Raw genomic sequence first — 21,815 nt, 5'->3', positions numbered from 1 at the left:
GAAGACGCTGCTGGAGAGCTTGGACGATGTGATCATTCAAGTGCGTTACACCGCCATCAGTTGAGCCGCTGGAAGGGAGGAAAACGTCATGGGCCCGTTGTCTACTGCCATGCCGTCAACGCCGCTGCAACTCATCACCGCGGAGTTCCCGAAGGGGGGTGGGGCTCTGCCGGGGATGGGCGAAACCCTGAGCCCGGCCGGGATGAGCGGCGCCGTGCAGTTGGCGATCCCGCTGCCACTGCCGACGGTGCGGCTGACACCGGCGCTCAACCTGACCTACCACAGCCACCAGGGCAACGGTCCGTTCGGGCTGGGGGTGGCGCTGACCCTGCCGTCCATTACCCGCCAGACCAGCCGCGGCACCCCCAGTTACGAGGACGAGCGCGATATCTTCCTGTTCGAGGGCGAGGAACTGGTGCCGGATGCGGCCGCGTCGATGGTGCTGAATAACGAGCGCCTCACCCGCTACCACTTACGGCGCGAGGGGCGCTTCGACTATCTCGAGCTGCATCAGCCGCTCGCGCCCCCCGAAACACCCGCCCCCGCCTGGTGGCGGGTGTTTCGGGCCGACGGCCGCTGCGAAGTGTTCGGCCGCTGCGTGGCCGCCCGCACGGCCGCCGCCGGCAACCCAGCACAGGTGCTCGAATGGCATCTTGAGGAAACGGTGAGTCCGCACGGCGAGCATGTGTACTATTGCTACGTGCAGGAGTCGGAAGGGGCGCTCACGCAGGCTGCTTGTCTCAAGCAGGTGCGCTTCGGCAATGCGCGCGCCGACCTGACACCTTGGTCGACGCCGGAAGGCTTCGACCCGACCACCGAGTCTTGGCTGTTCGCGCTGGTCTTTGACTACGGCGAGCATGCCGACACATCACAGGGGCCGGCCTGGGCTGAGAGCTTACCCTGGAACCGCCGTGCCGATCCGTTCTCGCGCTTCGAGGGTGGTTTCGAGCTGCGCTGCGAGCGTTTGTGCCAGCGCATCGTGCTGTTTCACCAGCTCGAGGCACTGGGCGCCGAGCCGGTGGCGGTGCGCGCGCTGCAGCTCAGCTATATGCAGACCCCGTACCTGACGCAGTTGGTCGGCGTGCGTCAGCACGGTTACCGTCAAACCAACGGGACACCCGAGCAGGCCGCGCTGCCGCCGCTGGCGCTGGAGTACACGGCGTTCGACCTGAGCGGCGCGCGCTTTCGGCCGCTTGATACCGGGCTGGTGGGGGTCGATGCTGGGTTCTATCAGGTGATCGACCTCTATGGCGAGGGCATCCCCGGGATCCTGTACAACGATGGACAAAGCTATCTGTATCGGCGCGCCCGGGAGGTCACTTCCAGCGCCGAGGGGTTGGCCGTCCGATACGCCGACGCCCGGCCGCTGAGCATCCCCTACGGGGAGATGAGCGCGGCCGCCTTGATGGATATCACCGGGGACGGGACCCTCGACGCCGTGCGCACCGAGCCGGGCATGGCCGGCTTCTTCTCGCGCAACGGCGAGCGGGGTGGTTGGCAGCACTTCATCCCGTTTGACGCCTTTCCGAGCGAGTTCCTGCATCCCCAGGCGCTGCTCGGCGACCTGAGCGGCGACGGCTTGGCGGATCTGGCACTGATCGGTCCCAGGAGCGTGCGTTTCTTTGCCAACCAGGGCCGCGGCGGCTTTGCCCCGCCACGGCAGATCGACCACCCGGGTCCGGACTGCCTGCCGGTACCCCCGGGCGGCGGCCAGACCCTGACGGCTTTCGCCGATGTGCTCGGCAGCGGCCAGCAGCACCTGGTACGGATTCGCCATAACGAGGTGACCTGCTGGCCCAATCTGGGCCAGGGCCGCTTCGGCGCGCCACGCGAGCTGCCATTGACCCTGAGTCCGGCGATTACCGCGGCGAACTTCGATCCCGCCCGGGTGTGGCTGGCCGATATCGATGGCAGTGGCACGGCCGATTTGCTGTATATCGATCACCGCACGCTCTACGTGCACCGCAACCAGTGCGGGAACCGTTTCGCAGCGGCCCAGACGCTCACCTTGCCGGACGAGCTGCATTACACCGACCTGCACCAGGTGAGCCTGGCCGACCTGTACGGCAACGGCACCAGCGTGCTGATCATCAGCCGGCTCCATCCGCAGCCGGCACACTGGGTGTGCGACTTCTCGCGTGGGCTCAAGCCTCATCTGTTGGCGGAGTTGAACGACAACAGGGGGACCCGGACGAGCCTGACCTATGCGAGTTCTGCGCACGAGTGGCTTGAGGAGCGCCGCGCCGCTGGGCGGCGTTGCCGCCTGCCGTTTCCCGTGTCGGTGCTCAAGCGGCTGAAACAGATCGATGAGATCAGTCACAATACGCTGGAGCAAACCTTTCAATACCGGCAGGGCTACTACGACGGCGAGGAACGCCAGTTTCGCGGCTTCGGGTTGGTCCTGAGTACGGATATGCCCAGCCCATTGGGCGCCGAGCAGCGTGACGCGATGGGCACGCCCTACATTCCGGCCATGCAGACGCGAACCTGGTACCACACCGGCGACCCGGGTACTCCCACCACCGCACGGGTGAGGGGTTCACCCTACAACGGTGACTCGCTTGCGGCAGTCCTGGCGCCGCTGCGGCTCGAGGGGCGAGACGGCCAGGCAATCCCATTACCACCGTCGGGGACATCGGCGCGACGCGCGTTCCTCTGGGCGTTGTGTGGTCAGGTGCTGCGCGAGGAAGTGTACGGACTGGATCCTGCCACGGGCCAGCCCCAGGCCACACCGTTCAGCGTAATGAGCCAACGGCACTGCGTGCGTGAGTGGCAACCGGCCCCTAACCCAGTCGGGCGCGCCGTGCTGCTGCCGTTCGTGCTGGAGAGCCTGACCTACACCTATGAGCAGGTGTCCAGTGACCCGCAATGGCAGCAGACTGTGGCGCTGGAGGTGGACCTGTATGGCGTGATCACGAAGAGCGTCAGTCTGTGCTATCCACGCCGGGCGCAGGAGATGCCATTGCCCGAGGCGGTCCATTACAGCGATTCCCAGCAGAATACGTTCCAGGTTACCGAAAACCAGGTTCGCGTCACGCACCTGCGTGAGCCGGATCTGAACCGGGCAGGCTGGCGCCTGGGCCTGCCGGTGGAAAGCCGGGGCTACGTGCTCGGTCCGATCGAGCCCCCTGCTGCCAACTACGTTTATCCCCATGAGCTGCTGATCGATGCCAACGGCCCGCTGGCGAGCGCGCCCCGTACCCTGACCAGCTGGCAGCAGCAAACTTATACGGATCCGAACACCAACTACGATCTACCGCTGGCGCAGGCCACTCGTGAGGGGCTCGTGTGCCAAGCGCGCACGGCCGCCTTGAGCAAGGCCGAGTTGAGGGGGGGCTTCGACGGGCTGATCCCCGCGGCGCAATTGGAACCGCTGCTCACGCAACTGGAAACCGAACTGGTTCAACAGGCGGGATTCAAGCAACTTGAGGCTGAAGATATCAGGGAGTACTTCTGGAATCCTGGCCTGTTTGTAACGTATGCCGCGCGGGAGAGATTCTACGCGGTGAGCCAGCATACCGATTCCTTTGGCAATAACACGGTGTACCAGCGCGACCCACTCACCCTTGCGCCCACCATGCTCCAGAATGCCCGGTACTCGACCTGGATCACCTATGACCCCTGGACCCTGTTACCGCAGCAGATCACCGACCCTAATGGTACAGTGCACGAAGTGAGCTATGACCCGCTCGGCCGGGTACACCTGAGTGCTCTGAAAGGTAGCGAGCGCGCCTTCATCAACAACCGCGAGGATAGAGTGGGCTTCGGTCCGCTGATTGGCTACCACTCGTCGGTCAGAACGGTCGAGGCGGCCCTGCGCGATCCAGCCGGTGCCCTCGACAATGCCGCTCAGGCCCATTTCTATGCCGACCACAGCTGGATGGGCATGCTGGCCCAGGACGGGCTGCGCACGGCTGGGTTGCCTGACAGCGAGGTCATGTTGGTGTGGCAATCCCTGCAACAGCAGCGCCTGATCACCGCCGGGGGGGAGGTACAGGCGCGGCTGCACCAGCTCGTCGAGGCCGGCACGCCGGTGTCGGAACTGAGCCCCTCCCAGAGCGCCGCCGTGCATCGGGCCGTGGCCGCCGTGGCCCGGGTGCCGGTACACGCGGCCACCCTGAGCGCCGAACGTTACCGTGATGAACACCCTGACGACCCGGTGCCGTCCCCGGCGTCCTCCGAGATCCGAATCGCCTTGAGCTATGTCGACGGATTCGGCCGGCCGCTGCAGGGCAAGATCAAGGCGGAAGGCGGCCTCAGCGCGATTGTCGAAGACAACGGCAAGCTGAAGCTCGATGCCAGCGGCCAGCCCGTGCTGGAACACAGCGAAGAGCGCTGGCTGACCCAGGGCCATGTGGTGTACAACGCCAAGGGCCTGCCCTGTCAGCAGTACCAGCCGTACTACCTGAATCGGGCGGCCCACGTCACCGATCCGAAGCTTGACCAACTGAGCGCGAGCGACACGCTGTACTACGATGCCCCCGGTCGGGTGGTGCGGGTGCTAACGGCGGCCGGTCATCCGCGCACAAGCCAGTACCAGCCCTGGTATCGCATCGAGAAGGATGAGCATGGGACGCCGCTGGCCACGGTCCATGACGGGCGCGGCCTGGTAGTGCGCACGGTCCAGCAGCCACCCCCAGGCGACACTGCCACAGACGCCGTGCGCATCACCCGCCACTCATATGACACCGCCGGGCGGCTCGTCTCAAGCAGTGACCCGCGCTTCTTCAGTCGGCAGCAGGCCGGTGAGCCGACACTCGCCGGCAATGAGCGCTACCGCTACGTGCTGTCGGGCCCTCCCCTGACTCGCGAGAGCCGCGACGCCGGCTGGCAGGTCGACCTGCTGGACGCCGGCGGCTCGCTGTGGCGCAGCTACACGGCGCGCGATCATCAATGGCGCCGGGAATATGATGCGTTGCGCCGACCGAGCGCAGTCTGGCTCGCGATCGGGATGAGTGGCATCGAACGCTGCACCGAGCGGCTGCGCTATGGTGATGACGGGATCATCGATTTCGAGACGGCCCGCCGAGCGAACCTACGCGGACGGCTGGTCAGTCACTACGATACGGCGGGCCTGCGCGAGATCACGAGCTACAGCCTCGGCGGGGGGATCCGTGAGGAGCAGCGGCGCTTCCTGCGGCAATGCGACTGGCTCAGTGATTGGCCAGCGACGGCCGAGGCGGCCGAGGCCCACCTTGAAGCGCCCCCTGAAATCAGCCGTTGGCAGCAGACGGCATTGGGCGACGAGTTGATGCTGCTCGATGCCGCCGGCCACCGGCACCGCTGCACCTGGTATGTGTCCGGGCGGCCCGCCGGCAGCTGGCTGCAGTTGGACGGAGGCACCGAGCAGGCGGTGGCGAGCGCGCTGTCCTACAGCGCCGACCATCAACTGATGCATGAATGGGCCGGTAACGACGTCACCACAGACTGCGAGTACGACCCGAAGACCCGGCGTCTGAGCCGGGCGACCACGACCCGGGCCGCGTCCGGCAGTGCCGCCACGGTGCTGCAAGACCTGCGCTATACCTACGACCGGGTCGGCAACGTCACGCAGGTGGAGGACCTGGCGGTCCGGGTCAAATACTTCCGCAACCAGCGGGTGGCCGCGCTACGCACGTACAGCTACGACTGGCTGTACCAGTTGGTGAGCGCCACCGGGCGCGAACAGGCCAATGCTGGTCGGGAGGGCGCGGCATTTCCACCCCTCGGTGACCCGAACGCTCTGGTGAACTACACGCGCACCTTCCAGTACGATACGGCGGGCAACCTGGTGCGCACCCGGCATCAGGGGGCCACCTCGTACTCGCTGGTACTGACGGTGTCGCCGAGCTCAAACCGTGCGGTGGCTGGCCGTCAAGGCAGCGTCGGCGTTGTGGAGGAACAATTCGACGCGCAAGGCAACCTGCATCGACTCGGCAGTGAGCAGCCGCTCAGCTGGTCTGCCAACAACCAGTTGAGCCGTGCCGTACAGCTGCAGCGCACCGATGGCGAGGACGACGCCGAAGCGTATGGTTACGCCAGCGATGGCCGGCGAGTGCGCAAGTGGAGCAGCCAGCAGGCCAAGGCGGTGACGCACCAGCGCGAGGTTCGTTATCTGCCGGGACTGGAGCGACGCACCAACACGGCCACCGGCGAGTTACTGGACGTGGTGTCGAGCATGGTCGCGGGGCAGACCGCGATGCACTGCCTGCACTGGCGGGCAAACCGGCCCAGCGGGCTGGACAATGATACGCGGCGCTACAGCGTGAGCGATCACCTGGGCTCCAGCTGCCTGGAACTCGACCAGTCCGGACAACGGCTGAGTGCCGAGGAATACTACCCGTATGGCGGCACCGCGGTGTGGCTGGCGAGGAGCCAGGTGGAAGGCGACTACAAGTTCGTACGCCATGCGGGCAAGGAGCGCGACGCGACCGGGTTGTATTACTATGGTTATCGGTATTACGCACCCTGGCTCGCCCGTTGGTTGAACCCTGATCCGGCGGGTACCGTCGATGGCCTTAACCTCTATCGCATGGTGAGAAACAATCCCCTGACGTTGGTTGATTCGAAAGGGCTCGCACCGAGATATACTGCCCTGGCCCAGACATTCAGACGTGGAGACATTCTATATGGTCTGGACAAACCTAGAAGTGTGGCGTTGAATGCGCTCGAACAAAGAGGATACAAACGAGAAGTCGGTGGAGTATTAGGGCGTGTATATCGCCTGATATATGGGGAAACCAAAAGCAATATTCTTACTCAAAATGACATAACCAATTTGGCATGGAGCAAGAGGAATTCAAGCGCATATTCATCGGATAGTGAAATTAGGAAGAGAATTAGCGATCCGGAGCGAGTCATTGGATTTAAAAAATTTATAGAAACTCATCTTAAATATAATGTAGCTGAGGTGTATAGTCTCAACCCTCCCCGCATGATGATAGACTGGAAACGTCTCTTTAAAAAAACTAGCAAAGCCGGTCTGGAGTATCAAATAAGAATACGCAGGAGAACAGTACATTTTGTTGCGGAAACAATTATTGACGATATTGATGCTGTAGTCAGCAAAAGGGGGCATGGGCAAAGCGTTACTTCCAGCGAGCTTCGTTGGCTTTACCGTCATAGGGATACAGAAGGTGTCAGAAACTATGTTCGATTTTGGGGGGCAGAAGGTGAACTTATGCACGCCGACGTCTTTGATCCGTTAAAGTGGCGAAATTATACGCCAACGAATCGCTATGACAGGTCTTGGGACCTCAGCGGTCGAGCTTTGATTGGACCTACCTCCTGAATCGTATGTGACCACTTGCCAGCAGCGACGGATATCTTGTGTCATGTCGACGATCTCCGACGCGCTCAAAATGCGTACAGGAGGTGCGTGCTTGCTGGATGAAAAAATCCCGACAATGTCGGGCTTGGAGAGCGGAGTTGCCAGTCTGAACTACCGGCAGTGGGTGGGGGATTCATCTCTGAGCGAGATGCACAGGTACGACGTACTAGGTGCTGACTCAATGCGATGAAGTCTTAGGTCCAGCCAAATTCGTTCTGTCCGTTCACCTGCAGGAGGCAAAAGGAACAGGCTGAAGTTGATCTGCAGTTCATTAGGTTGAAAGTGCAGTTCCCCTATAGGCTTCAAGGACTACATCGCCCAAACGGTTCCCGATTTCTGCTGCGTCTTGTGGGTCTTCGACATAAACAGCTGACTACCAGGCGCGCGCTGTTAAGACCACAGGCAATTTCAACAGCTCAGCTGGGATGTGGTTAATAGTGATAGTCATCTACTTGCTCCAGGTGAGGAAAACCACCTGGCCCGTCTGGGAGGTAGTTTCCCAGGGACGGTGTGAAAAAATTCAGTGGTTGATTCAGGAACGCTTCGGTCAATACCTAAGCGGTGTTAGTCATGCGTAGGGCATGGGAGGCCTGAATCCGAGTTACAGTGCGGGCATATGTGTCGGCGCTGATTGAAAACTGACCCACCCTGCCGATTGAAAATTGACCCAGAGCGGATTGCTGATTTGATCAGCAATTGTGGATAAGCTTAGCAGTCGTGTCCCGGTTGAAGAGGTATTAAGTCCCACCGCATGTGGGCATGCGGCAGGGTTTTTTCGGTGCAGATCAAAACAGCTCATCGTCCTCGGCACCATCATCGTCTTTGCGCTTTCGTTCACGTGATTTGATCTTGGTCTGGACGACCAAGCTGCTGTGTTGCAGGCGGTAGGACTCGTTGCCCGTTTCGACGATGTGGCAGTGGTGTGTCAGCCGATCTAGCAACGCCGTGGTCATCTTGGCGTCACCAAACACGCTTAACCATTCCGAGAAGTTGAGGTTGGTGGTGATCACCACGCTGGTGTGCTCGTACAGCTTGGATAGCAAGTGAAATAACAGGGCGCCACCGCTCTGGCTGAAGGGCAAATACCCCAGCTCATCGAGTATCACCAGGTCTGTTCGTAACAGCCCTTGAGCTATGCGCCCTGTCTTGCCCTCGCTTGAAGCTTGAACGTTGGCAGCAGGCAGTGGGCTATGCCGAACAGGCTCTGGCGCGTGGAGGCCACAGTTTTGCCTTGTTCGACTCCTTGTCCCATGGTCATGGTGCGTTGCGGCAATGGGAAGACGTCAGGAAGTACGGCTTGATGGCCTTGCAACTGCGGGATCAGCGTTTCGGCGTGACGCCAGCGGCGCCCCATGCGGCACCGGAAATGCCGTCTTTGCCTTCCGCACAAACCCAGGATAAGAACGTCATTGCGTTCTCGTTATTCGGTGCCGACTCCAAGTATTGCGAAACGGCAGTGCTTAACGTGATTGAGCAACCGAAGATCTATCCGCACTGGACGTGTCGCTTTTACATCGACGACAGCGTGCCGCCGAGCGTGTTCGAAAGACTGATCGCGGCGGGAGCGCAAGTCATACAGTTCGATGAACAGGCCCGATGTGGCGGTTTCTCGCCTTGCAGGACGAGCACCTGCACCGAGTGCTGTTCCGGGACGCTGACTCGGTGATTTCGATCCGGGAAGCCGAGGCAGTGGAGGAGTGGTTGCACAGCGATTGCCGGTTCCACTGCATGCGCGACAGCGGCACCCACACCGAGCTGATGCTGGCAGGGTTATGGGGCGTGGTGGCCGGCGCTCTACCGCCATTGCTGCAATTGACGGAAGCGTTCTTCGGCGCCGCTGTCGAGTCGCGGCACTTCGCGGATCAGTATTTCCTTCGCCAGCACGTCTGGCCTTACGCGCGGCAGAGCCTCATGCAGCATGATTCGATGTTCGGTTTCATGCAGGTACGGACCTTTCCGGGTGGAATCCCCATGCCGGCCGATTTTCATGTTGGCTATGCCGAAGGTTCGCCGCTGTTCAAGGCCCAGACGGAATGGGCTGATGGCACCCCGGTGCAATGGACATTGCTGCTCAAGCAAGCGGAGCAAGACGTCGTGGTCTGTCGTTATCCTGGCGTGGTGAAGGCGGGGCTGGTGAGCGCGCATATCCCGGCACGGTTTGCCAGGATGATCAGTAGCACGGAGGCAGAGATCAGGTTGCAAATGCTCTAGGGGCATAGAAAGTTAGTGGATGTGGATCAGGGGGATGTAGAGTGGTCCGTGTTCGATAGGTGAGCAGGTACGTATACATTTGAGCTTGTATAACGGTAGGACCTGTTTGTTCAGTCTCTGGGCAGTGAGCTTTTCCTCAAAAGCAATAAAAGCCAGCTAGTCGACTCGCTTGTGCGCTGATCAGATGTGATTGAGCAATATCCGCTGTGCTGTAACCATCTCGAGGCGTTCCTTGAGATTGGCACGCAGGGCACATTGCCGAAGAAGTTCTTTTCTGTGGGGCTCTCCTGCCTGTTGATTTCAGTGTAAGTCTGAATCTCTCGAATTAATGAAGGGAATCGTATTTTACACTGGAGCCTCCTTGTAACGGTCATAAAGTGCATCAGCACAAGGTGCACATAAGGACCTTATAAAGGCAAAGAGGCCGGGTCGCACTCAAAGAGCGCTGGAGTCATTTTTCAATAAGGTGATTTCCGCTCTGAGCCGTAATAGTTCGGCCCGTAGCGATGCATTTTCGTTTTGTAGAGACTCCATGTTCTGCCTCCTTATCTCTCTGGCTCTTTCAATTTCCAAAATTTGGCGTCTCGAAATATATGGGCGGACCGAGGCGGGAGAGGTTTGTCCAAGTAGCAACGATAAGGAAGATTCAATTGATGTCGTTGAAGTATCCAGTCCCAGTTCTGCACGCGTAAGAATTTCTTCGGTGATACGATCATTTGTGAATTTTCGTCTGAGAGAGTGAATGCCTACACGCGTTTGCTTTATGTTTAACTTGGCTATTGCGTCGTGGAATATCTCGGATATCGTCTGGTTGTTTAGAGGGTTACCTGTTCGTGCCGACAGAAATATTCGATCTTGTGTTGTAGCATTATTTGTGTCAATGGCCTGAAGTAGGTCTTTACGGAACGTGTTTATAAAGTGATTTATACGATAAGCAAGAAGTATAGGGACTCTAAAGCTCAAGGTGTATCCGTACTTCTGGTGAGAAGGTGAGACTAAAATAAAGTCATCTTCTGCGGTGTTAATTAGTTTGTCTGAAAACTGTGAGCATAATAATGAGTTAATAGATGATCTTCGGAAACCAGTAAGGTTTGCAATTTCTAAAATTAGTGAGTTACGTTGGCCGATATAGGGGGTAGGGTGATCTAGGAAAATATTTTCTAGGGCTTGCCTGTTTTTTTCTGATGCTTCGTACTTCGTGGTATGCTTGCTGGCACTGCCTATATTGCGAAAGCAAAGGGGAAACAACTCCTTGTCTCGATGGTCCACTGTTCGTCGCAAGAAATATTCAGGAAGTGAAGAGTGTATCTGACAATCGTATCGTCCGATGAGATTACACAGGCTACTATGGGTCTGCATCCATGTGTAAAAGTGGTAGATTCTACGAAGTCGTAGGTTGACTACTGACTTTATACTCTTGCTTGATGATATTCCTGTAGTCAATAATCGATTATAGTCGTTGTCGCGAAAATCCCTAATTAGTGTGTTGGTGACGTCAATCAGCTCAATATTTTGGTTGCTTGCAAAATTTTCGAATACTGATATATGAAATAACTCATTTTTAATGTATTGGTGGCTAAGGTTTTCCTGGCGCTCCAAGAAAATTGCGTAATCTATGATCTCTGTCTGAATGATGTTGCGTTCTATATTGTATGGGATGGGAATGTGGAATCCTTCATTGAGCTGCCAGCGGATTTGTATAGGCATTTTAGTCACCTTTGGACGAGGGTGTTAGCCGCTCAATGATTCTGTTAAGGCGTGCTATTTCTTCAGTTAGTTTTTCTTTTGTCAGAATTAATTGGATCTTCTGGGCGGCTGTATACTCTTCGAGAGTGTTGATATAGTTTTGTTGAGCTTGGATTTTTGCCAGCAGCTTGGAAGTCTTCTTTTTCTGGCTTTCCTCTATCGCCTCAAGTTTTGCTGATTCGAAAATTGATTTAAGCTCAATTATCAAGTCTGGATATTTATTCAGTGTCGCGTTGGCGTTAGTGTCTAGGCTTGGGAACTTTTCGCAAAACCGCATCGAATTTTGGCTGGCGTTCCATATGTTGAATTGCCTGATCGTTTTAGGGTAATACTCACGTTCGTTTTTTAGGCTCTCATGTGTGGTGATGGCGCGGAGAGCTGTTATCTTGAGAAGAATATTTTCCAGCGCTCTTTTTTGGTTGGCTTCGGCCGTTTTCATCAGAGAGGCTCCATGTTGCGTTTGTGATAAACCAATACTGCTTGCAGATTTTTTATCTCTATTTCCAATGCCCTTCGTATGATTGAATCGCCTTCAAAACTATTCAGCGCAATTATTTTCTTTCTGTGAGCCGATTCTAAGGTGAGGACATGCTCTGGTGATGTCCAAGAGTAGGGGCAGTTCTTGCAAAGAACTGGAGATGCGTTTTCCTTGTGCAGCTGATTGTCAGCCTTGTTGTAGCATTTAGAGGATGATCTAATTTTTATGTTTTCAGACAGGCAATGTGCATGCTTGAAAGGTGTGGGGGAGTGGCCGCGTGCGGCTAACTTTTTTATAAAAGACTCGATTCTATCTTTGTTGTCTAACGCATCGAATTTAACTACGTGATATAGGCGTTTGTAGAGAGTCAGGATGAGTTTCGAATAGCCTCCAGATGAACTTTTTTTCGAAAGAATTGAATAGATGATCTCTGAGAACTTTTCTTTTGTGGCGTCTGCCATTTGAATAGCGATTTCTTCATTGTGTTGTTGGTGATCCGTTTTGTAACTATCTATTTTCCAGTCATAGACGCGGCTTAAAAAAGCGGCTTCATTTTGAGAGACCGGGCTGGTGATATAGATCTGGGTGGTGGCTAAACTATCATGCTGTAGCTGATGGGAAAGTGCTGGAAGATGTGGGTATTCATGCTGATTCATGAATATTGTGCAGTAGAGTCGTCTAAACATATGAGGGGTGGCGTCTATTGCTAAGTTTAGATGGGCAACGAAGTGATAGGCTTGTCCACCTTCGTAGGCTTCAAAATTATAGTTTGTGAATTTTTCGGCGGGGCCGCGATGCGTTAGTGTTTTATATCGAAATAATGCAAGGTGACGGTCAATTATCGTCCCGCAACGGTGGTTGCAATGACCTTTGCTTGAGAAGATAAGTTGAAGTTTCTCCAAAGTTTCGACTGCCTTCTGAGTGGCGTCGCCTACATAGAATGGCGCATAGTCTTTGCGTGATTTTTCGATGTAAAACATCATCTCATATATTCTGAGGTCTGAGTTGTATGTAGTGCAACAACCTAGGTATAAGCCCAGCTTTGGATGAAGTATTTCATCCCTGCGACGAGCGTTGAATACTGCAATGCAAAGAAAGCAGGCGGTAATTAAGTCTCTAAGCAAATTATTAAGGTCGATTATTTTGATTGATCTCTGTTCCTGATTTCTGTGCTCGATTAAATCGAATAATTCTGCGTCTTTTACGTAGTCAGTTATTGTTTTGAGTTTTTTGTCGTGGTCGGGGTTGTCTCTAAGTATCTTTATGGCGTTACTCAGTAAACCTAATATCGCTTCGCTTCGTTTGTATATGAGGGCTAGCGACTTCTCCATCAGTTTTCCAGCACCATGGCTATCAATGTTCTTAGTCCTTCCAGGAGAGGTCGTTAATTTTTTTGCGATCCTCACATAATCTGGAAACGGGATGGAGGCGAGGCGAAGGTCTTCTGGAACAAAAAAAAGGAAGTTTATCGACTCCAAGGTCTGTCTCAAACTGCTGTAATTCAGGGCAGGAAATGTTGTGGGGGGTATTGTGTATTCAGAATGCATCCAACCTTTTGTTTCTCTGAACTGCTGAACTTGGTTGAAGTAGCAAGTAGTCTCCTTGTTTGCTATGTTGGTACCAATGGCAAGCTGCAATCCAGCGCTGCTTAGACTCACTTTCCAATTTGTAGAGTTGAACAAAGGATGTAGGGGGGCGTCCATTGTTTCTAGGAAAAAGTTGAGCCTGTCGGAGATTTTAAGAGCACTATGCCAGCCCCCAATCGCCAGAATCTTTGGAAGGCCAGAAATTAGAGATGGTGGTGTTTGGCTAAGTTTATATACATCATTCAGCCATAAGTACTCTAGAAATTTCATGATGTTAGAAAGCATAAAGGCTATTCGGTTTGCCTTGCTTTTTGAATCTGAGGTGATACTGGAGTACTCACTAATAGCATGCAAAGCTGGAATCAGCATCTGGGGTTGGTTGATCAGCTTCTGCGGAGCGTTATCAACAGAGTTTATAGGAAGATGAAAACGTTTTAGATCAATCTCTCGATAGCCAAGCTCGTCATGTCTAGCATCACATCGCCTTATTCTCAGAAAGCCATTAATCGTTATGGTCAGATCGCTGTGAAGCTTAAGTGCCGAAATGAGCGCAAGGGAATCGGCTGCGGTCTTATCGTTCATTGTCAATCGTCCCTTCTATTTTTTTTAATATGTGACCGTAAGCGGAAGCTTTGATGAATTCATAGAGAGCACTGTTGAAAATGATGCGAGGTGCTATTCGGGCTTTGAAGTTTTCTTGGTTTTCAGCGTGTAGGTCTTTCCAGTTACTGTGAAAGAAGTTACGGGTCCTAATAAGTTCAGCGATTCTTTCTTCATTGATCAGAATTACTCTGTTAATACAGCCGTCCCCGCTGTGACAATATTCTGCCCTGCAGTCGCCTTCACCTTGTATCTCCTTAAATGGATGGTCTATTGGGTTTGAGCATAATGCTCCATCCCCTATCGGGATCAGGTTTTTCGAAAGCGATTGGTTCATGTTGAACAGGATTTTTTTCTCCAGTCGCCTTTGAAACTCTAGATTCATAGATGAAAGTAGTTTGTGGTTAAGTAGTTGGTCTAAATAGTGACCGGTTGTGGCTATGTTCTTGTGTCCGTAAATTATTTGCGCTTCGTTTATGCTCTTCAATGAACAGCTTGCAATATTCCCTACTTGAGTGCGTATTTGTTCGTATGAAAAATTGAATATGTTGTGTCTTGATGCGAAGCACGCTGTGGCCATTTGTATAACTACAGTTTGCTCCGTGTAAGGTGTTGAGCCTCCAGTCCATGTAAACCACAAGCGTTGCTCGGTTGGTATGATGTGCCCCAGTTTAATTAGTTGGGAGTGGTTCCATAGCAGCATCGTTACTGCGTCGTGATAGTAAAGCTCACGGCTGTCAATGAAGACGGGTGGGGTAAGATCATCTGTTTTGCTTTTGTAGCCTTGAAGTTCATAGTGTCCATCGATCTCGTCCTTGGTGATCATGCCCAACTCCATGTTGTACAGTGAAGACTTGTTCCACCCGGTACGGCAAAGAAGAAGAATGAATATGGCTTGAATTTCAATTGTGCACGCGCGTTGTGAAAGTGCCATGATTTGTAAGGGGGGGAAACCTGGAGGAATACTCACAAGCGTGTCGTTGAGCAGCTTGCTTAACTTATAGCTTCTCCATGAGGTGCCGGCATTGAAAAGTTTTTTGTTGTTTAATGCTATTAGATAGCTTGGGAGTTTGTGCTTAAACGGTATGGAGTCATAAAATCTATGATCGTACGAAGTAGTACAGTGTTTGACGACGAACCGTTCAATTATTTTTATGTACGCTTCTGGTGTTGGTGAGCTTTCAGCATCTCGGATCTTCTGGCGAAGCTCGTCAGCAGCTCTAATGTCAGCAAGGCAAGCATCTATAATAGTTTGTAAATCGCCATTTAATTTTTTTAGGGTTTTTTCAACGAGGTCTTGGTAGTTTTCATGGCTAATAGCCCCCATAGGCTCGAAGTGAGTCATATTGTTCTTGGGGGTGTCGTTCAGGAGCTCTCTTGGGAGGGACTTCAATTTTCCAATTTTTGATTTGTATCGAACAGAGTCTCTGTTGATATGCTTTTGGTCGACCAAACCGTAGCGGAAAGGAAAGCTTCGAAAGCTATATGAAAATTTCTTTTTGACTTCGGCCGTGTTATTGGGGCTTTTGAGCAGAGCGTCATCCAGAATAGTGAACAGGTCTCTTAGCTCAGGCGAGCTTATCTCCTCAGATCCCAAGTTGATCAAGCCTGAAGCGTTCGAATCTGCTGCTAGTAATTTGATGCATTCGACGATGCACCATAAATAGTCGCGGGGGGTAGGCTCCCCAAGGGACGATTGGCTTATTAGGCGCAGTCCCGCCGTCACCCAGCTTTTTGAGACAATTCCTAGTTCAAAGAGATCGATATGAAACTCGCGTAGGTATTTGCGGCCATGCACACGCCAGAAGGTTCGCACTGAGATATTGAGGTCGTGTTGTTCATGCACGATGATGTCTCCTCGTTCGAAGGCAGGTATAGCAGCGAGCTCTATACTTTGCTCACGTTGGGTACCCTACATTAACGTCCGAGGCTAAGCTGCTGATTGCCGGCGACACGCTGTTCAAGCGCGGGGTAGGGCGCACGGATCTGTGGGGTGGCGACCAGGCCACCATCGTGCGTTCGATCAAGCAGCGTCTGTACACCCTCGACGAAGACGCGACGGTAGTGGCCGGGCATGGTCCGGACACCCGCCTGGGCGATGAAATGCGTGAAAATCCTTTTGTCAGGGCCTGACATTTGCTGTCAAAAGTTTCATGGAATTTTTGTCAGCGGCTGTGTTCAAACGCCAGCAAAGGTCTGTTGCCAACGTCCGCTGCATCACAGAATGTAAAATGTAGGAGCTTCTCCATGTTCACCTCGCGTCGTTTGATCGTTGTTGCTACCGCTGTGGCCTTGTTGTCCGGCTGTGCTTCGCCTAACCCCTATGACAATCAGGGGCAGGCCGACGGCTCCACGGGCATGAGCAAAACTGCAAAATACGGTGGCCTGGGTGCCTTGGCCGGTGCGCTGGCCGGTGCTGCCATCAACCACGACAACCGGGGCAAGGGCGCGCTGATTGGTGCCGCAGTGGTCGGTGCTTCCGCCGCTGGCTATGGCTACTACGCCGACCAGCAGGAAAAGAAACTGCGTGCCAGCATGGCCAACACCGGGGTCGAAGTGCAGCGCCAGGGCGATCAGATCAAACTGATCATGCCGGGCAACATCACGTTCGCCACCGATTCGGCGAACATCGCGCCAAGCTTCTATCAACCGCTGAACAACCTGGCCAGCTCCCTCAAGGAGTTCAACCAGAACCAGATCGAAATCGTCGGCTACACCGACAGCACCGGCAGCCGCCAGCACAACATGGACCTGTCCCAGCGTCGCGCCCAAAGCGTGGCGACCTACCTGACTTCGCAAGGTGTCAGCGGTGCCAACCTGTCGGCCCGTGGCGCTGGCCCGGATAACCCGATCGCCAGCAACAGCGACGTCAATGGCCGTGCCCAGAACCGTCGGGTGGAAGTGAACCTCAAGGCTATTCCTGGCCAGCAGTACCAGCAGCAACAAGGCCAGACCTACCAGCAATACCCGTAACACGCCCGGCTGAACCCCAGGCATTAAAAAGCCCGCCCGATCAATGATCGGGCGGGCTTTTTTACGGCGGTTGAAAAACCGATTACTTCTTCAGGCCGTAGTGCTCGTCGAGCATGCCAGGCGCGTTAGGCGTCTTTGGCGCGTAGTCCCGTGGTGGCTCCTGGTCGCGCGGTGGCGTCAGGCGCTCCCGTGGCGCTTGCACCGAGTCGGAGTGCAGCGCGGCCAGCAGGCGTTGGCGGGTCAGCTCGTCCAGGGCCAGGCGGTTGGCGCCTTCGGCGAGATGGTCTTGCACTTCCTGATAGCTTTGAGTGAGTTTTTTCACCAGCGTAGCGGTGCTGTTGAAGTGGGTGACCACTTCGTTCTGATAGCTGTCAAAACGTTCCTGAATATCATCCAGCTGACGTTGCGTGCTGTTAGGCGCGGCATTCGGCAGCAGGCGAGCGACCAGAAATCCAATGGCGACACCCGCGATCAGGGCAAGAGTCGGCAACAACCAAACTAAGAGCGAGTGTTCCACGAGTCCTTCCTCTATAAACGGCTTTGCTTTACGTTAACGGCTCGAACCTGCGCTGTATACCGCGATTCACTCGCAATAGATTGGCACAGACAATTTGCTAGACGAGTCGACCCGATTCGAGGTCACGGAGTTCCTTCCTTGCTTATGCGTGAAACCCCCGTAGTGATTGCCGGCCCGGTCGGTCAACTGGAAGCCCTGTATCTGGACGTTGCTGATGCCCGTGGCGTGGCGCTGATCTGCCATCCGAACCCGGTGCAGGGCGGCACCATGCTCAACAAGGTGGTCTCGACCCTGCAGCGTACGGCGCGTGACGCCGGCCTGATCACTTTGCGTTTCAACTACCGTGGCGTTGGCGCCAGCGAAGGCAGCCATGACATGGGCAGTGGCGAAGTCGACGACGCGCAGGCGGCTGCCGAGTGGCTGCGGGCCAAGCACCCGGACCTGCCGATGACCCTGCTCGGTTTCTCCTTTGGCGGTTTCGTCGCGGCCAGCCTCGGCGGGCGCCTGGAAGCCAAGGGCGTGCAGCTCAAGCACCTGTTCATGGTCGCCGCCGCGGTAATGCGTCTGCGTGACACTGACCTGCTGCCGCAGAACTGCCCGCTGACCCTGATCCAGCCGGAAACCGACGAAGTGGTCGACCCGCAGCTGGTCTACGACTGGTCCGACGCGCTTGAGCGCCCCCATGAGCTGCTGAAAGTGGCAGAATGCGGACACTTTTTTCATGGCAAGCTCACCGACCTCAAGGATCTGGTGCTGCCACGACTCTCGAACTGATTGCAGTCTGATAAGCGATTACCCATGACTACTCGTACGCGCATCCTCACCGGTATCACCACCACTGGCACGCCGCACCTGGGCAACTACGCCGGCGCCATCCGTCCGGCGATCCTCGCCAGCCGCGACAGCAATGCCGACTCGTTCTACTTCCTGGCCGACTATCACGCCCTGATCAAGTGCGACGACCCGCTGCGTATCCAGCGTTCGCGCCTGGAGATCGCCGCGACCTGGCTGGCCGGTGGCCTGGATGTGGAACGCGTGACTTTCTATCGCCAGTCGGACATCCCGGAAATCCCTGAACTGACCTGGCTGCTGACCTGCGTCGCGGCCAAGGGCTTGCTCAACCGCGCCCACGCCTATAAGGCGTCGGTGGATAAGAACGTCGAGGCCGGCGAAGACCCGGATGCCGGCATCACCATGGGCCTGTACAGCTACCCGGTGCTGATGGCCGCGGACATCCTGATGTTCAACGCGCACAAGGTGCCGGTCGGCCGCGACCAGATCCAGCATGTGGAAATGGCCCGTGATATCGGCCAGCGCTTCAACCATCTGTTTGGCCAGGGCAAGGAATTCTTCACCATGCCCGAGGCGCTGATCGAGGAAAGCGTCGCCACCTTGCCGGGCCTCGATGGCCGCAAGATGTCCAAGAGCTACGACAACACCATCCCGTTGTTCAGCAGCGCCAAGGACATGAAGGACGCGATCTCGCGCATCGTCACCGACTCCCGTGCGCCTGGCGAAGCCAAGGATCCGGATAACGCTCACTTGTTCACCTTGTTCCAGGCCTTTGCCACCCCGGCCCAGGCTGACGAGTTCCGCAGCGAACTGTTGCAGGGCCTGGGTTGGGGCGAGGCGAAGAATCGCCTGTTCCAGTTGCTGGACAATCAACTGGGCGAGGCGCGCGAGCGTTATCACCAGTTGATCGAGCGTCCTTCGGACCTGGAAGACATCCTCCAGGCCGGCGCCAGGAAAGCCCGTGCCGTGGCCACGCCGTTCCTCAACGAGCTGCGTGAGGCGGTGGGCCTGCGTTCGTTCGTCAACCAGGTGCAAGTGGCGGCGACCACCAAGAAGAAAGCGGCCAAGGCCGCGCGCTTCGTCAGCTTCCGCGAAGACGACGGCAGCTTCCGCTTCCGCCTGTTGGCCGCCGATGGCGAGCAATTGCTGCTGTCGCGCAATTTCGCCGATGGCAAGACCGCGGGCGCTGTGACCAAGCAGCTGCAAGCCGGCCAGGCTCTGGATGTACGCAGCGAGGCATTGAGTTTCAGCATCTGGCTGGAAGGCCAGTGCGTAGCCGACAGCCCGGCCTTTGCCGACGCGGCGGCCCGCGATGCCGCGATCGACGCGTTGCGCGTTGCCCTGACGCCCGCGCAGGACTAACCGCAATCTCCCGACCAAGGGCTGATTGCCATTCTCAAGGGCCGTCGCTACAGTGACGGCCCGTTTTTGTTGCCTTGCTAACGAATTATGACGCCCCTAGAACGATATCAAGCTGATCTGAAACGCCCGGAGTTCTTCCACGACGCTGCGCAGGAAACCGCCGTGCGTCATTTGCAGCGCCTGTACGACGACTTGATCGCTGCGTCGAACAACAAGCCGGGCCTGCTGGGCAAGCTGTTTGGCAAGAAAGACCAGGCGCCGGTCAAGGGCCTGTATTTCTGGGGCGGGGTAGGGCGGGGCAAGACTTATCTGGTCGATACCTTCTTTGAAGCCCTGCCGTTCAAGCAAAAGGTCCGGACTCACTTCCACCGCTTCATGAAGCGTGTCCATGAAGAGATGAAGACCCTGGGCGGCGAAAAGAACCCGCTGACCATCATCGCCAAGCGCTTCGCCGACGAGGCCCGGGTGATCTGCTTCGACGAGTTCTTCGTTTCCGACATCACTGACGCCATGATCCTTGGCACGCTGATGGAGGAGCTGTTCAAGAACGGCGTGACCCTGGTGGCCACCTCGAACATCGTGCCGGACGGCTTGTACAAGGACGGCCTGCAGCGCGCGCGCTTCCTGCCGGCCATAGCCCTGATCAAGCAGCATACCGAGATCGTCAATGTCGACAGCGGCGTGGACTATCGCCTGCGGCACCTGGAGCAGGCCGAGCTGTTCCATTTCCCGTTGGACGAAGCGGCTCACGAAAGCCTGCGCAAGAGCTTCCGCGCGCTGACGCCGGAATGCACCCAGGCGGTGGAGAACGACGTGCTGATCGTCGAGAACCGTGAAATCCGTGCCTTGCGTACCTGTGATGACGTGGCCTGGTTCGACTTCCGCGAACTGTGCGATGGCCCGCGCAGCCAGAACGACTACATCGAGCTGGGTAAGATCTTCCATGCGGTGTTGGTCAGTGGTGTCGAGCAGATGAGCGTCACCACTGACGACATCGCCCGTCGCTTCATCAACATGGTCGATGAGTTCTACGACCGTAACGTCAAGCTGATCATTTCCGCTGAAGTCGAGCTCAAGGATCTGTACACCGGCGGTCGCCTGACCTTCGAGTTCCAGCGCACCCTCAGCCGTCTGCTGGAGATGCAGTCCCACGAATTTCTTTCGCGGGCGCACAAGCCTTAACGGTTATCCGGATAAAAAAAGGGCCTGCATTTGCAGGCCCTTTTTCATTTACGCGGCTTGTTGGTGGAATTGCTGCCGGTACTGGTTCGGTGACAACTCGGTGTGCTGGCGGAACAGGCGGGCGAAGAAGCTCGCATCGTCATAACCGACTTCGTAGCTGATGGTCTTGATGCTCTTGCGCGTCCCCGAGAGCAGGCCCTTGGCGGTTTCGATGCGCAAGCGCTGCAGGTAATGCAGCGGTTTGTCGCCGGTGGCAGTTTGGAAGCGCCGCATGAAATTGCGAATGCTCATGCCGTGTTCGCGGGCTACGTCCTCGAAGCGGAACTTGTCGGCGAAGTGTTCTTCGAGCCAATGCTGGATCTGCAGGATGATCACGTCCTGGTGCAGCTTCTGACCGCCAAAACCGATACGGCCCGGGGAATAGCTGCGCTGCACTTCATAGAGAATGTCGCGGGCCACGGCCTGGGCGACGTTGGCGCCGCAGAATCGCTCGATCAGGTAGATGTACAGGTCGCAGGCCGAGGTGGTGCCTCCGGCGCAAAACAGGTTGTCGGCATCGGTCAGGTGTTTGTCCTGATTGAGCTGGACCTTGGGGAAGCGCTCGCTGAAGGCATTGAAGAAGCGCCAGTAAGTGGTGGCCTCCTTGCCGTCGAGCAGCCCGGCCTCGGCCAGCCAGAACACCCCGGTGGCTTCGCCGCAAAGCACGGCGCCGCGGGCATGCTGCTGGCGCAGCCAGGGCAGGATCTGTGGGTAACGTTGGCAGAGGGTTTCGAAATCGTCCCAGAACGCCGGGAGGATGATCACGTCGGTATCTTCGAGGGCGCCGTCCACCGGCATGATCACATTGCTGAAGCTGCACACCGGTTTTCCATCGGGGCTGACCAAGCGGGTTTCGAAGGCCGGGGTCAAGCCCTGGCCCAGTTGCTTGCCGTAGCGCAGGCTGGCCAGATGGAAGAAGTCCTTGGCTTGCATGAGGGTGGAGGCGAAAACCCGGTCGATTGCCAGGATGCTGACGCGCCGCAAAGGCGTGGAGGTTTGGTTAGACATAATTCAATTGTT

At 56.1% G+C, this 21,815-nt stretch carries 13 protein-coding genes and 3 pseudogenes; 8 read left to right on the top strand and 8 right to left on the bottom strand.

The window, feature by feature from the left end:
* Window positions 1-88 precede the first annotated feature (88 nt).
* Window positions 89-7,270, top strand: a complete 7,182-nt coding sequence (locus BLV20_RS14835; protein ID WP_092302632.1) for a SpvB/TcaC N-terminal domain-containing protein — start codon at window positions 89-91, stop codon at window positions 7,268-7,270.
* 150 nt (window positions 7,271-7,420) lie between these two features.
* Here the strand turns inward: BLV20_RS14835 and BLV20_RS31730 are convergent.
* Both BLV20_RS31730 and BLV20_RS14825 read right to left on the bottom strand, forming a co-directional pair.
* Window positions 7,421-7,757, bottom strand: a pseudogene (locus BLV20_RS31730) (hypothetical protein).
* A gap of 337 nt (window positions 7,758-8,094) precedes the next feature.
* Window positions 8,095-8,463 (bottom strand): annotated as a pseudogene (locus BLV20_RS14825) (ATP-binding protein); the annotation flags it as partial.
* Window positions 8,464-8,465: 2 nt separating this feature from the next.
* On the opposite strand from BLV20_RS14825, the gene BLV20_RS31725 reads away from it, so the two are divergent.
* Window positions 8,466-8,975: a hypothetical protein gene (locus BLV20_RS31725; RefSeq protein WP_256577790.1), complete on the top strand. Its 510-nt coding sequence runs from the start codon at window positions 8,466-8,468 to the stop codon at window positions 8,973-8,975.
* Entirely contained in the window at window positions 8,924-9,520 is a 597-nt protein-coding gene (locus tag BLV20_RS31720) for a hypothetical protein (RefSeq protein ID WP_256577789.1), read from the top strand. The genes BLV20_RS31725 and BLV20_RS31720 overlap by 52 nt, the downstream gene beginning before the upstream one ends.
* 435 nt (window positions 9,521-9,955) lie before the next feature.
* Here the strand turns inward: BLV20_RS31720 and BLV20_RS31000 are convergent, their stop codons facing one another.
* The 4 genes from BLV20_RS31000 to BLV20_RS30990 are packed head-to-tail and all read right to left on the bottom strand — an operon-like array spanning window position 9,956 to window position 15,776.
* Complete coding sequence (locus tag BLV20_RS31000) at window positions 9,956-11,227, bottom strand: tyrosine-type recombinase/integrase (RefSeq protein ID WP_139192706.1); 1,272 nt, start codon at window positions 11,225-11,227, stop codon at window positions 9,956-9,958.
* A 1-nt stretch (window position 11,228) separates the two neighbouring features.
* Window positions 11,229-11,705 carry a hypothetical protein gene (locus BLV20_RS14815; RefSeq protein WP_092302630.1) on the bottom strand — a complete coding sequence of 159 codons (477 nt, stop codon included), beginning with the start codon at window positions 11,703-11,705 and terminating at the stop codon, window positions 11,229-11,231.
* Window positions 11,705-13,912, bottom strand: a complete 2,208-nt coding sequence (locus BLV20_RS30995; RefSeq protein ID WP_139192705.1) for a site-specific integrase — start codon at window positions 13,910-13,912, stop codon at window positions 11,705-11,707. The genes BLV20_RS14815 and BLV20_RS30995 overlap by 1 nt, the downstream gene beginning before the upstream one ends.
* Entirely contained in the window at window positions 13,902-15,776 is a 1,875-nt protein-coding gene (locus BLV20_RS30990) for a hypothetical protein (RefSeq protein WP_139192704.1), read from the bottom strand. Before BLV20_RS30990 ends, BLV20_RS30995 begins: the two co-directional genes overlap by 11 nt.
* An 83-nt stretch (window positions 15,777-15,859) precedes the next feature.
* Here BLV20_RS30990 and BLV20_RS14805 point away from each other — a divergent pair.
* Together BLV20_RS14805 and BLV20_RS14800 are read left to right on the top strand one after the other, a co-directional pair.
* Window positions 15,860-16,063 (top strand): annotated as a pseudogene (locus BLV20_RS14805) (MBL fold metallo-hydrolase); the annotation flags it as partial.
* Window positions 16,064-16,177: 114 nt separating this feature from the next.
* A complete protein-coding gene (locus tag BLV20_RS14800) occupies window positions 16,178-16,903 on the top strand; it encodes a YiaD family glycine zipper/OmpA-like lipoprotein (protein WP_092302626.1) in 726 nt (241 codons plus the stop codon).
* An 82-nt stretch (window positions 16,904-16,985) separates the two neighbouring features.
* On the opposite strand, the gene BLV20_RS14795 is transcribed toward BLV20_RS14800, so the two are convergent.
* Window positions 16,986-17,420 (bottom strand): Z-ring associated ZapG family protein, encoded by a 435-nt coding sequence (locus BLV20_RS14795; RefSeq protein WP_092302624.1) that lies wholly within the window; start codon window positions 17,418-17,420, stop codon window positions 16,986-16,988.
* A 144-nt stretch (window positions 17,421-17,564) separates the two neighbouring features.
* On the opposite strand from BLV20_RS14795, the gene BLV20_RS14790 reads away from it, so the two are divergent.
* From BLV20_RS14790 to zapE, 3 genes are all read left to right on the top strand, one after another.
* Window positions 17,565-18,194 carry an alpha/beta hydrolase gene (locus BLV20_RS14790; RefSeq protein WP_092302622.1) on the top strand — a complete coding sequence of 210 codons (630 nt, stop codon included), beginning with the start codon at window positions 17,565-17,567 and terminating at the stop codon, window positions 18,192-18,194.
* 24 nt (window positions 18,195-18,218) lie between these two features.
* The gene (locus BLV20_RS14785; protein WP_092302620.1) at window positions 18,219-19,574 is read left to right on the top strand and encodes a tryptophan--tRNA ligase; all 1,356 of its coding nucleotides are present in this window, start codon (window positions 18,219-18,221) and stop codon (window positions 19,572-19,574) included.
* An 87-nt stretch (window positions 19,575-19,661) separates the two neighbouring features.
* The gene (zapE, locus tag BLV20_RS14780) at window positions 19,662-20,756 is read left to right on the top strand and encodes a cell division protein ZapE (RefSeq protein ID WP_092302618.1); all 1,095 of its coding nucleotides are present in this window, start codon (window positions 19,662-19,664) and stop codon (window positions 20,754-20,756) included.
* Window positions 20,757-20,804: 48 nt separating this feature from the next.
* On the opposite strand, the gene BLV20_RS14775 is transcribed toward zapE, so the two are convergent.
* Window positions 20,805-21,704, bottom strand: coding sequence for a GlxA family transcriptional regulator (locus BLV20_RS14775; RefSeq protein ID WP_175540203.1), 900 nt, complete (start codon window positions 21,702-21,704; stop codon window positions 20,805-20,807).
* Window positions 21,705-21,815 lie beyond the last annotated feature (111 nt).

This window comes from Pseudomonas sp. NFIX28, assembly GCF_900107395.1.
Classification (GTDB): domain Bacteria; phylum Pseudomonadota; class Gammaproteobacteria; order Pseudomonadales; family Pseudomonadaceae; genus Aquipseudomonas.
The sequence above is the reverse complement of the archived record's forward strand: the minus strand, read 5'-3'. Positions and strand labels throughout refer to the sequence as shown.

Excerpts from the sequence above, each read along its gene's own strand:
- BLV20_RS14835 (WP_092302632.1), top strand. The coding sequence starts at position 89 with ATGGGCCCGTTGTCTACTGCCATGCCGTCAACGCCGCTGCAACTCATC.
- BLV20_RS31000 (WP_139192706.1), bottom strand. The coding sequence starts at position 11,227 with ATGCCTATACAAATCCGCTGGCAGCTCAATGAAGGATTCCACATTCCC.
- BLV20_RS14815 (WP_092302630.1), bottom strand. The coding sequence starts at position 11,705 with ATGAAAACGGCCGAAGCCAACCAAAAAAGAGCGCTGGAAAATATTCTT.
- BLV20_RS30995 (WP_139192705.1), bottom strand. The coding sequence starts at position 13,912 with ATGAACGATAAGACCGCAGCCGATTCCCTTGCGCTCATTTCGGCACTT.
- BLV20_RS14800 (WP_092302626.1), top strand. The coding sequence starts at position 16,178 with ATGTTCACCTCGCGTCGTTTGATCGTTGTTGCTACCGCTGTGGCCTTG.
- BLV20_RS14790 (WP_092302622.1), top strand. The coding sequence starts at position 17,565 with ATGCGTGAAACCCCCGTAGTGATTGCCGGCCCGGTCGGTCAACTGGAA.
- BLV20_RS14785 (WP_092302620.1), top strand. The coding sequence starts at position 18,219 with ATGACTACTCGTACGCGCATCCTCACCGGTATCACCACCACTGGCACG.
- zapE (WP_092302618.1), top strand. The coding sequence starts at position 19,662 with ATGACGCCCCTAGAACGATATCAAGCTGATCTGAAACGCCCGGAGTTC.